Raw genomic sequence first — 12,076 nt, 5'->3', positions numbered from 1 at the left:
CTAGCAGTAAGCCTTTTTCAGGCTCAAAGAAATAAATTATAAAAGCTATTTTATTTGGAACTGAAGGGCTGTTATTGTCTGTTAGCTGGAGTCTGCACTGAGATTATATACATTTTTTAGCGAATTGGTTGCTACAAGCCAAGGGCGGTAGCGTTACCTTTTCTAAGTCGTAGTCTGAAAACTCTAGAAACAACGCGTGATTTTTCACAATTTTCCGCGCTGCCGAGTTAAAGTACCGGCACAATTACTTGTACTTGTGTCTAATCATTATCACCTGGCCGGAAAGTGATGTAGACAGTGACTCTTAAAAATCGAGATGGTCTGAAACCTATGCACAAAAATCTGTTTAAACTTTCTGCGCTATTCTTTGCTGTGGGCTTTTTGAGCAGCTGTACAGTTGTACCGGGACAGTCGTTAACCGCCGGAAATAAAAACGTCGTTGAGGTGCCAGACAGCGATTATGATCTGGATAAACTGGTAAATATCTATCCAATGACGCCAGGGCTTGTTGCCTCTATGCAACCTGCTCCTATTATTGCGCGCCCTAACCTTCAGTTGGATACCACACTTAAGAGCTACCAGTATCACATCGGCATCGGCGACGTGTTGATGGTAACTGTCTATGACCACCCAGAATTGACTACGCCTGCGGGACAGTATCGCAGCGCCAGCGATACCGGTAACTGGGTGGGTGCCGACGGCAATATTTTCTATCCTTATATAGGCAAGGTACACGTAGCGGGTCTGACGCTGAGCGAAGTTCGTACTACTATCGCCAAAAGGCTGGCTACTTTCGTAGAGAGCCCGCAGGTTGATGTCAGCATTGCGTCGTTCCGTTCGCAAAAAGCCTATATAACGGGTGAAGTTGTTACCTCAGGTCAGCAGGCGATTACCAATATTCCTTTGACCGTGATTGACGCAATCAATGCCGCAGGCGGCCTGACTGCCAACGCTGATTGGCGGGATGTTGTTTTAACCCACAATGGTCGCGATGAGCATTTGTCGCTGGAAGCGTTAATGCAGGACGGTGATTTGACTCAAAACCGTCTGCTTTACCCGGGAGATATCCTTTATGTCCCGCGTAACGATGACCTAAAAGTGTTCGTAATGGGTGAAGTGATTAAACAAGGCACCTTGAAAATGGACCGCAGCGGCATGACCCTCGCAGAAGCGCTGGGTAATGCTAACGGCATCTCGCAAGATTTGGCCGATGCGACCGGTATCTTTGTTATTCGCAGCACTCGTGAGGGCAAACTGGCTGATAAAAACGATAAAGGCAAGATTGCCAATATCTATCAGCTGAATGCAAAAGACGCATCGTCAATGGTATTGAGCACCAATTTCCAGCTCCAACCCTATGACATCGTCTACGTAACTACCGCACCAATCGCACGTTGGAACCGCGTAGTCAGTCAGATCGTACCAACGATTACCGGCTTGAACAGCGCGATTGAAAGCGGCTACTACATTCGTAATTGGGATTAACACTACGATCCCGGGTATCGCAGCCTAACCCAAGGTCAGCAGCCTGATACCCGGGTTCATATTATTCATCTCTGGCGAATCCAGGAAAAGATGATGAAATATTGTCTGGCTATACCCACCTTAAACGGTGGTGGAGTTTGGAAAGAATCAATAGAAAGCATTAAAAAGTATGCACCTGATGGCCTTGATGTTTTGGTTATTGATTCCGGGAGTCGCGACGAAACCGCCGTTTTAGCCGAACAGGCCGGATTCAAAGTTGTGAGTATTAGCAGTCAGGAATTCAATCATGGAGGCACGCGAAACCTGGCCGTTGAGTTAGCCCCGGAGGATTGCGAAATTGTGGTATTTTTAACACAAGATGCCATCCCCGAAGAAGGAAGCCTGCAAAGACTGGTCGCAACCTTCGAAGATCCCAAAGTCGCATGCGCCTACGGTCGCCAGTTACCCCACCGAGACGCAACGCCAATATCCAGACATGCTCGAAATTTTAATTACACAGCACAAAATCATGTATACACCCGGGAAGATATCCCCGAGGTTGGCCTAAAAACTGTTTTCACCTCAAACTCGTTCGCAGCCTATCGCATTTCTGTATTTAAAGAATTAGGTGGGTTTCCTTCTAATACTATTCTCGGTGAAGATATGTTTTACGCTGGGAAAGCAGTATTAGCAGGATATAAAGTTGCTTACGAGGCAGAAGCTATCGTCCGACATTCTCATAATTATACTTCGGTTGAGGAATTCAAACGTTATTTTGATATCGGTGTATTCCATGGAAAGGAGACCTGGATACACGATAATTTTGGCGGTGCGGGGGGAGAAGGAAAAAAGTTTATTTTTTCTGAGCTGCGATTTTTGCTTAAACACGGAGTGTTGTATCTCCCGCGCGCGTGCATTAACAATTTTATGAAAATTGCTGGATATAAGTTAGGGAAGAATTATAAAACCCTGCCTTTCAGATGGGCCCAAAAGCTTAGTATGCACAAGCGGTATTGGAAGTAACGACTCCCCTTTGCTTTACTTTATTCGTTGAGGAAAAAATGAAAATTATCGTAACAGGTGGTGCTGGTTTTATTGGCTCGGCCGTCGCAAGAAATATTATTAAGAATACCCAAGACAGCGTACTGGTTATTGATAATCTGAGCTACGCAGGCAATCTTGCATCATTAGCTCCGGTCAGTGATCATTCACGTTATCGGTTTGCTCAAATTGATATTTGTGACGCCGAAGCCCTTAACGCTATTTTTGCGGATTACCAACCTGATGCGATAATGCATTTGGCTGCAGAAAGTCACGTAGACCGGTCTATTGATGGCCCGGGTGCTTTCGTGCAAACCAACGTGGTGGGCACCTACACTCTGTTGGAAGCAGCACGTCGTTACTGGTTGAGTTTGGCTGAAGACAAGAAAGCGGATTTCCGTTTCCACCACATCTCTACCGATGAAGTTTACGGTGACCTGCACGGCGTTGATGACCTGTTCACCGAAGAAACGCCGTATTCACCAAGCAGCCCGTACTCCGCTACCAAAGCAGCCAGTGACCATTTGGTGAGGGCCTGGACTCGTACCTACGGTCTTCCTACGCTGGTTACCAACTGTTCGAATAACTACGGCCCGTATCATTTCCCTGAGAAGCTGATCCCGCTGATTATCCTCAACGCGCTGGCGGGCAAACCGCTTCCCGTTTATGGCAAAGGCGACCAGATCCGTGACTGGCTCTATGTAGAAGACCATGCTCGTGCGCTATACAAAGTGGTTACCGAAGGCAAAATAGGTGAGACATATAATATCGGTGGTCACAATGAACGCCAGAATATTGATGTCGTTAATACTATTTGCGATTTACTGGAAGAACTTGTCCCACAAAAACCTGAAGGTATTAAACACTACCGTGATTTAATTACTTGGGTTGCCGACCGCCCTGGCCACGATAAACGTTATGCTATTGATGCAAGCAAAATTGATCGTGAATTAGGTTGGAAACCAGAAGAAACGTTTGAAAGCGGAATTCGTAAAACGGTTGAATGGTATCTGCAAAATTTCGAGTGGGTAAATACTATTAAAGCGGGTACTTGGACTGAACGTCTTGGTCTTACAAAATAAATTTAAGGTGACAGTATCATGAAAGGTATCATTCTGGCTGGTGGTTCAGGAACGCGTTTATATCCCCTTACCCGCGGTGTGTCGAAGCAGCTGCTCCCTATTTATGATAAGCCAATGGTGTATTATCCAATCTCTGTATTAATGCTGGCAGGCATTAAAGATATATTGATTATTACAACACCTGAGGATAACGAAGCATTTGTCCGCCTGTTAGGTGATGGATCACAGTTCGGTATTAATTTAAGTTTCGCGATTCAACCAAGCCCGGACGGTTTGGCCCAGGCCTTTATTATTGGTGAAGACTTTATTGCTGGAGATAAATGTGCGCTGGTATTAGGTGACAACATCTTCTTCGGTGAAAGTTTCGGTCGTAAGCTGGAACACGCCGTTCAAAACAGTGAAGGCGCTACCGTCTTTGGTTATCAGGTTATGGATCCTGAACGCTTTGGTGTGGTTGAGTTTGATGCCGACAACCGCGCGATTTCCATCGAAGAGAAACCGACTCATCCTCGCTCCAACTGGGCGGTGACCGGCCTTTATTTCTATGACCATCACGTGGTTGAAATGGCCAAGCAGATCAAACCTTCTCATCGCGGTGAGCTGGAAATTACCACGCTGAACCAGATGTACATGGATTTAGGCAAGCTGAAGGTTGAACAGTTAGGCCGCGGCTTTGCCTGGTTAGACACCGGCACCCACGATAGCCTGCTTGAAGCGTCTCAATTTATTCACACTATTGAGAAACGTCAGGGCTTCAAAGTTGCCTGCCTTGAAGAGATTGCCTTCCGTAAAGGCTGGATTTCGCGTGAACAAGTTTCTGAACAGGCGAAAGTTCTGGCTAAAACCGGCTATGGCAAATATCTGACACAGCTGATTGAATCCAAGGAAATCTAACATGGAAATCATCGATACGCCTCTCGTCGGCGTGAAAATTATCCAGCCAAAAATCTTTGGTGATAGCCGTGGTTTCTTTCTAGAAACGTTTGAGAAAAAACGTTATCAAGAAATGTTGAATATCGATCTGGAGTTTGTGCAAGACAACCACTCCCGCTCTTCCAAAGGCGTCTTGCGCGGCATGCATTTTCAAACGGCCAATCCTCAGGGAAAACTGGTTCGCGTTGTGCGCGGTGAAGTCTACGACGTTGCCGTAGACATTCGTCCCGACTCCCCTTCCTTCGGCAAGTGGCACGGCGTGCTGCTTTCTGAAGAAAACAAAACCCAATTCTGGGTGCCACCGGGTTTAGCGCACGGGTTTGTCGTTCTGTCAGACGTTGCTGATTTTGAGTACAAATGCACCAATTATTATGCGCCTCAGCTTGAGGCGTGTTTAATCTGGAATGACCCGGAAGTCGGCATTGAGTGGCCAATCGAAAACCCGCTTTTGTCAGAGAAAGACAAATGTGGGAAACCACTGCGGGAACTGGTGAAATGAAAATTTTACTGACCGGTGCTAACGGCCAATTGGGGCGCTGTTTCCAGGACCGCTTACCTGAGGGCTGGCAGATTGAGGCCCTCGGTTCTGCGGAACTTGATATCAGCAATGCCTCCCAGGTCGAAGCAGTTATTGCGGCATGGAAACCCGACGCCATTGTTAATGCCGGTGCCTACACTGGCGTTGATAAAGCTGAAAGTGAGCCAGAAGTGGCGGCGCGAGTTAACACTCAAGGGCCTAAAAATCTGGCGCTGGCGGCGCGCGCAATCGGCGCGAAGCTGATCCACGTTTCTACCGACTATGTGTTTGATGGCCAAGGCACCCAGCCGTATTTAGAAACCGACCCAACGGCTCCGTTGGGGGTTTACGGCAAGACGAAATTAGACGGTGAGCATGCGGTTCAATCCGTACTGCCTGACGCCGCGATCATTCGTACCGCCTGGGTATTTAGCGAATATGGCAATAATTTCGTAAAAACCATGGTTAAGCTTTCTGAGAAACGCGATGCACTTGGCATCGTTAGCGATCAGCGCGGATGCCCGACCTATGCCGGTGACCTTGCTACAGCAATCATCAAGCTGCTTGAGCAGGATGCAGCAGGCGGCATTTATCACTACGGCGGAAGCCGTGAAGTTTCATGGTTCGAATTTGCCGATAGAATCTTTGACGTGGCAGTTTCTCAAGGTCGTATCGAGAAAAAACCTGCGCTGAGTGCTGTCACTACCGAGCAGTACCCCACTCCGGCAAAACGTCCAGCGTATTCAGTGCTTGACGGTAAAAAGATTAAAGCTCTGGGAATTTCCCTGTCCGACTGGGACAAGGCGCTGACTGAAATTATCAATAAGTTTTGACGTTAAGCACGACTGTCTTACAGCTAAATCGTCGAATCTATCCGGTGATTTAGCTCATGAATCTTCCGAACGCTGAGACACTATGAGAAAAATAAACGTTATTCTGGCTGCCTATAACGGTGAGAAGTACATAACAGAGCAGATACAGTCGATTTTACTCAATTTTACTCATCTCCCCGAGTACGACTGCCACCTTTTAGTGTCCGATGATAATTCTTCTGATAACACCTCGGCGATTGTTCAACGTTTCAATCAACAGGACCCGCGCATTGAGCTGCTTGATAACAGCAAAAAAGGCGGACCTCGCGAGAACTTCAACTACTTGATTACGCATACTGACGCCGATTACACCTTCTTCAGCGACCAGGATGACCTGTGGTTGCCGAATAAAATGCGTTTGTTTATGGATAGATTTGTTGAGCTGGAACAGCAGAAATCAGGTCCAATACTGATTCACTCGGACCTCTGCGTTGCCGACAAAAACCTGTCACCGGTGCATCCTTCGATGTTCACCTACCAGAATTTGAATCGAAACCCAAATTTCGCCGCACTCATTGTCAGTAACTCGGTAACCGGCTGTGTAATGGCGCTCAACCGTGAACTGCTCATCGACGTGCAAAACAGTCGCATCGGTGAGTCCATCATGCATGACTGGTACATCGCCCTGCTGGCATCAGCCACGGGACGTCTCAATTTTATTGATCATTCGCTCATTCTTTATCGTCAGCATGGCAACAATCAGGTCGGCGCGAAATCAGCCTCTCTCCGCGATATGCTGTTTGGTGGTTCGATGAAGAAAAAAATGGCGCTGACGCGTGAGTCGGTGCTCAAAACGCGAGCCCAGGCTCAGCTGTTTCTTGAAGATCACGGCCAACGGTTAAAACCGGAAGATAAAGCGCTGCTGCAGGACTACGTTGAATCCTTTGAAAAAGGCAGCTTCTCTAGATTTAAACTATTTAACAACCGTGGCATTCGAAAATCCGGTATGTTAAGAAGCGTTTTCTTCTTCATTTTTTACGTACTGGGTCGCTAGAACCGAGACTGGTTTCGGCATTTGTACTCATTTATCCGTTATCGTCATGCCTGACCAAGCAATGCGGTGCTGCCTTGATTAGGTAAAAGGTTATTAGAATGTTCACGATCCATGAGCCGAAGAAATTTTTATCGAAAATAGCCATTTTTCTCATAATGGGCCGCAGCGTTTTATGCATTCCAATGATTGGTCTGCACCTCATTTGTGATTCCCGAGCACTGGCGCGCTTCTTTAAACTTATTGCCCCCCTGACGCTGCTGATTTTCATTTTTGCCGTGTATTCACTAAACCAGATTAATGAACTTAGGTGGGTGCTCGGTCAGTCGCGTGACATTATGCTGGCGTTTGTCGTTTTTGCTTTTCTGGCCTCAATTCCGGCAAGCTTTGGCGGTGAACTGCTGGCCTATCGCTCGCTGAAAAGTGCAGCAATATTTATTGCCGTGGCCAAAATTTTAATCATCCTGATTGGTGCCGTCACCGGTATCGACCCGATGGTTATCATAAAGCTCATCACCAAAGTGTGGGATATTCACCTGATGACGCTGGGCGTGGACGACAGCTTTTTAACGCGCTTGCAAATCCCGATTGACTCCGCAACGCCGTTCCTGCTTTACGTCGTGGTGAGCGAATTGCTGCTTAGCAACCGCAACAGAATTAGAAATTATATCGGTTTTGCCCTGTTGCTGGTTTCTTTGTTGCTGACTTTCTCGCGATTCTTTTGGGGCTGCGGGCTGCTGCTGATGGCATTGAGCTTAATTTTTAACTCTAAGCTGTCGACCAAAATGTACTTCATTATTGGCGCCTGTGTGATTGGCTATATTCTTTATGCCTTCACACCAGTGGGAGATTATTTTGACAAGATTGTTGGTACCCGTTTTGGTGCTAACGTGAATAACTCGGCGTCGGACAGTTTCCGTATTACCCAAAAGGCGGCGCTCAGCCAACGCATTTATGACAACGTCATCTTTGGACACGGACTGGGCTACTATTTACCTAGCCTAATACGTGCTTCCGATACGCCCTATCTTTATGAAAACCAGACGCTGTCAATGATCATGAACCTGGGATTTGTCGGGTCAATGCTGTTGATATTAACGCTCGGCATGGTTATTTTCGGCTATTGCTACAATCAGCAGGAAACCAAGTTCCTTAATATTATGTTGACCCTGCTTTTCATGACGCTGTGGATCGCGGGAGGATACTTCAACCCACTGCTGTTCGGGTCATCCGGGGGCGTTATCCTGTTTTTCTGCGCACGCCATCATGCGATTGTAAAAAACTTTAAAATGGAATCGTCGCCTGTGTACTCGGCAGCAAGGACTTAACATGAAAACGTTGATTCAACCGTTACGGTCAAGAGCCTTTAAGACTCAGAATCTCAACGAAAGCCTGCAGGCCGCCGAAATGTATGGCTCTTTGCTACATACCGTGGATATTGGCCAGTATGACGACCCTGCGCTTGAGCAGGCTTTGATTGACGCAGCTGAAGCCGCACTTCCTTCGCTGGCGCCTGTGGCCGATAAAAGAGACTGCCTGCACATTATTTCTGAAGCTTATATTATTGGCGGCCACACGCGACTAATGGAAAAGTTGGCCGGCATGCACACTGAAAAGCCGGACCTGCTGATTACCCGCAGCGCCGACGAAAAGGCGCTGGCGCGATGCAACTCGGTGTTTTCGACAGTGTATGAAATTAAGTCTGTTGAATTACTCGAAAAAATTGCCGAAATTCGCGCGCACTGTGCTCTCTATAAACGCGTGGTGTTGCACATTCACAGCAATGATATTACGACGGTCGTGGCCTGCGGGTTGGTAAAGAAGATCCAGCCGCTGCGTGTTTATTTTGTCAATCACGCCGATCACGCCTTCACGTTCGGCAGCGCTATCGCCGACTACTACTTTCAATTAAGCAGTTATGGTGCTCGCCTTGACAGCTTAAAAACATTAGCTGGAGAAACCTCATTTCTGGGTATTCCGGTTACCGACGTTCGCCCTGCTACCTCAGCCAGCGTTGATTTGTCATCGCCAGAGCTGTTGGTTGACAGCAAACTTAATTTTTTCAGCTCCGGCTCAGCCATCAAGTTCAAACCTTTTCAAGGTGCAGATATTCGCCCGCTGGTCAGGCGCATTCTTGATACCTGGCCAAAAGCCACCTTTACGCTGGTCGGCATCACACCGCTGACTAACTTCTGGTGGTGGCCACTGAAAATACGCTACGGCAGCAGACTGAAAATATTGCGTTTTTTACCCTACGATAAATTTATCGGCCTATCGCGTGAAGCGGATTTTTATGTAGACAGCTACCCCTTCCCTGGAGGAACGGCTTTTGCAGAGCAGATACTTGGCGGCAAACGTGGCATTGGGTTGGTATCGAAGGTGCAAGGATATTCTCCCGCTGACAAGCTGAAAACAGACTCCGTGGATCAGGTTATCGATAAAATTAAAAATTATTCAGACGAGGGCGTGGTTGAAGAAATTATCAGTGTGAACGGTTATGAAGCCGTAAAAGCACGCTATCTGGCCTGTTTATACGAAGATACCGCATCAACGTTCAACATGGAGAGTCTGGTTCCCTGGAGCGGCGATTCACAAAGTCTGCGGGTACGTAAACAGATATTCGTTCCGGTGAGCCCTGCGGTGATGAAATACCTGTTCAAGACCGACAAGCAACTTTTTATAAATCTCTTTTTACGCATGTCGCTATTTAATAAAGCCTACATTAGCTGGAATGCAATAAAGGGCTAATTAACTTTTATGACTTCCTTGAAGTACTCCAATAAACGACTATTATCTACTCGGCTCAATCTGGGCCTATTAACTGCCGTCATTGGCGAATAAAAATATAAATAAGACTCTGCATTCATCCGCCCCTTAATTCCGCAACGTTGTGAAAAAAGGCGGAATAATTGCATGATTTTCATCCAAGAATATCTGTCATAACCATTCTATCTCGGTGGGCTTAGCAATAGATACCGGCTTTAAAATGTGACATTAGAATTGGCCTATAAGGTCTCCTAAAAGTCCCAAGTATAACTAATCATAAGGTTAGAGGCGTTATTATGAATTTATTTACACACACTGATGAAAAAGACTCTTTGCAGCCGCCACAGCAGGCCGTCGTCGACCTGGTGACATTCACCGATGAGCGCGGCTGTCTGGTCAGCGTGGAATCAATGAATCAAGTGCCGTTCGATATCAAAAGACTGTTTTACATCTTCAATACTAACGCTAATCAGAATCGCGGTTTCCACGCACACCGTAGAGACAAGCAGTTCCTGATTTGTTTGGTGGGTAAACTGCGTGTGCGCCTGAACGACGGGACTAAAATCAGCGATCATTGGCTCGACAGCCCTTCAAAGGGTCTGCTGGTCAAGGACATGGTTTGGGTCGAAATGCATGACTTCAGTAAAGACTGTGCCCTCGTGGTACTGGCTAGCGAAAAATACGATAAAACCGATTATATTCATGACTATGATGTCTTTTTAGCGGAGGCAAAAGAGCGAAATGAAAACTAAATATTCGGGAAAGACTATTTTTCTGCGTTTTGCCGAAGTTGAAGACTACGCGTTTGTACACAGCCTGCGCGTTGCGCCCAAAAGCGCCACTTTTCTTTCCAAAGTGGATGATGACCCCCTTCAGCAAAAAACTTGGCTGACCGAGTATAAAAAGCGTGAAGCGGCAGGCGTCGAGTTCTACTTCATCATTTCACGTATTGACACGCAGCAGCCTGTCGGCTCAATACGCGTTTACAACGTGGATTTTGAGGCAGGAACGGCACAGGTTGGTAGTTGGATCCTCAATGATAACAAAACAATGTCGGCGGGGATCGAGTCAATCCTGCTGATTATTGAGATCATGTCTGACATGAAAATGCCGGTTCTGATTGTTGATGCGCGTAAAGATCATTCAACCGCGCTGCGTTTTATCAAGAAGATATCTCACCGCTATCGTGGAGAAGACGAGACTAATCATTTTTATGAGATAGACGTACCTGTCTTGTTGGCCACTTTCTATAAAGAAAACCAACACTATATTTTGCCAGAGCTCCCTGAAAAGGACGTTTGAATGATCAACTTTCTTAACCTCAAGAAGATAAACGCATCCTATGCGGAAGAGTTAAAAGCGGCTTCGGCGCGCGTCATCGACTCTGGATATTATATTCTTGGTCCTGAAGTACGCACTTTCGAGCAGGAATTTGCAGACTTCTGCGGGGTTAAACATTGCATTGGACTTGCTTCCGGACTGGATGCATTAGTTCTCATACTGCGTGCCTGGAAACTGATGGGCAAACTGCAGGACGGTGATGAAGTTATTATTCAGGCCAATGCCTACATCGCCTGCGTACTTGCCATTACAGAAAACAACCTTAAGCCCGTATTTGTTGAACCGGACGAGCACAGCTACAACATTGATCCAGCAAAAATTCGCGAAGCTATCACCGCCAAGACCCGCGTAATCATGCCTGTGCATCTGTATGGCTACCTCTCACCCATGCCTGAAATCATGGACATTGCGCGTGAATCCAATCTTTTGGTACTTGAAGACTGTTCACAGTCTCATGGCGCAAGCTTGGGTGACAAACGTGCCGGTTTTTGGGGCGATGCCTCGGCTTTTAGCTTCTACCCAAGCAAAAATCTAGGCGCGTTGGCTGACTCTGGTGCGGCAACAACCAACGACGAAGAGCTTGAGACCATGCTTCGCGCACTCCGCAACTATGGGTCTAAAGAGCGCTACTACAATCTTTACCAAGGCGTGAACAGTCGCCTGAGTGAAATGCAGGCCGCCCTGTTAAGCGTCAAGCTGAAATATTTCTGGCAGGAAGTCGATAACCGCCGAAGCATTGCCGAGCGTTATCTGGCCGGCATCAAAAACCCGCTGATTACACTGCCGCAGGTTGACCGTACCGAACAGCACACTTGGCATTTGTTCGTGGTCCGCTGCCAGCAACGCGATGCGTTCAAAGCCTATCTTCATGAAAACGGTATCGAAACGATTATTCATTATCCTAAACCGCCTTATCTGCAAGCGGCTTATCCAGAAATGAATCATTTAAGTTTCCCGCTTAATGAACAGATTCATGACGAAATTTTGAGCCTGTCTGCCGATCCGTCGCTTTCAGATGCTGACGTTCAGCACATTATCGATACCTGCAACAGGTTTGCAGGTTAATTAC

At 46.9% G+C, this 12,076-nt stretch carries 12 protein-coding genes; all 12 read left to right on the top strand.

Translation table 11 applies throughout. The features are described 5' to 3' along the window. Positions 1-330 precede the first annotated feature (330 nt). The 12 genes from BS639_RS16760 (at position 331) to BS639_RS16705 (ending at position 12,072) form a co-directional block, all read left to right on the top strand. A complete protein-coding gene (locus BS639_RS16760; RefSeq protein WP_055780400.1) occupies positions 331-1,485 on the top strand; it encodes a polysaccharide export protein in 1,155 nt (384 codons plus the stop codon). 93 nt (positions 1,486-1,578) lie between these two features. Further along, positions 1,579-2,487, top strand: a complete 909-nt coding sequence (locus BS639_RS16755) for a glycosyltransferase (protein ID WP_055780404.1) — start codon at positions 1,579-1,581, stop codon at positions 2,485-2,487. Between the two features lie 38 nt (positions 2,488-2,525). Further along, positions 2,526-3,587: a dTDP-glucose 4,6-dehydratase gene (gene rfbB, locus BS639_RS16750; RefSeq protein ID WP_055780406.1), complete on the top strand. Its 1,062-nt coding sequence runs from the start codon at positions 2,526-2,528 to the stop codon at positions 3,585-3,587. A gap of 18 nt (positions 3,588-3,605) precedes the next feature. Beyond that, a complete protein-coding gene (rfbA, locus tag BS639_RS16745) occupies positions 3,606-4,481 on the top strand; it encodes a glucose-1-phosphate thymidylyltransferase RfbA (RefSeq protein ID WP_055780409.1) in 876 nt (291 codons plus the stop codon). A gap of 1 nt (position 4,482) precedes the next feature. Further along, on the top strand, positions 4,483-5,019 hold the full coding sequence (rfbC, locus tag BS639_RS16740) for a dTDP-4-dehydrorhamnose 3,5-epimerase (protein ID WP_055780412.1): 537 nt from the start codon (positions 4,483-4,485) through the stop codon (positions 5,017-5,019). Next, complete coding sequence (gene rfbD / locus BS639_RS16735; protein WP_055780416.1) at positions 5,016-5,870, top strand: dTDP-4-dehydrorhamnose reductase; 855 nt, start codon at positions 5,016-5,018, stop codon at positions 5,868-5,870. The genes rfbC and rfbD overlap by 4 nt, the downstream gene beginning before the upstream one ends. Before the next feature lie 82 nt (positions 5,871-5,952). Continuing rightward, positions 5,953-6,903: a glycosyltransferase family 2 protein gene (locus BS639_RS16730; protein WP_055780419.1), complete on the top strand. Its 951-nt coding sequence runs from the start codon at positions 5,953-5,955 to the stop codon at positions 6,901-6,903. A 98-nt stretch (positions 6,904-7,001) separates the two neighbouring features. Further along, positions 7,002-8,228: a hypothetical protein gene (locus tag BS639_RS16725; protein WP_084983678.1), complete on the top strand. Its 1,227-nt coding sequence runs from the start codon at positions 7,002-7,004 to the stop codon at positions 8,226-8,228. 1 nt (position 8,229) lies between these two features. Continuing rightward, positions 8,230-9,648 (top strand): group 1 glycosyl transferase, encoded by a 1,419-nt coding sequence (locus BS639_RS16720; protein ID WP_084983677.1) that lies wholly within the window; start codon positions 8,230-8,232, stop codon positions 9,646-9,648. A 314-nt stretch (positions 9,649-9,962) separates the two neighbouring features. Further along, on the top strand, positions 9,963-10,418 hold the full coding sequence (locus BS639_RS16715) for a sugar 3,4-ketoisomerase (RefSeq protein WP_055780431.1): 456 nt from the start codon (positions 9,963-9,965) through the stop codon (positions 10,416-10,418). Next, complete coding sequence (locus BS639_RS16710) at positions 10,408-10,968, top strand: GNAT family N-acetyltransferase (RefSeq protein ID WP_055780435.1); 561 nt, start codon at positions 10,408-10,410, stop codon at positions 10,966-10,968. Before BS639_RS16715 ends, BS639_RS16710 begins: the two co-directional genes overlap by 11 nt. Further along, positions 10,969-12,072 (top strand): DegT/DnrJ/EryC1/StrS family aminotransferase, encoded by a 1,104-nt coding sequence (locus BS639_RS16705; RefSeq protein WP_055780438.1) that lies wholly within the window; start codon positions 10,969-10,971, stop codon positions 12,070-12,072. Positions 12,073-12,076: the final 4 nt, after the last annotated feature.

Source organism: Rouxiella silvae, from assembly GCF_002093625.1.
GTDB classification, from domain to species: domain Bacteria; phylum Pseudomonadota; class Gammaproteobacteria; order Enterobacterales; family Enterobacteriaceae; genus Rouxiella; species Rouxiella silvae.
Note: the sequence above shows the minus strand (reverse complement) of the source record. Positions and strands in the feature narration are given on the sequence as shown.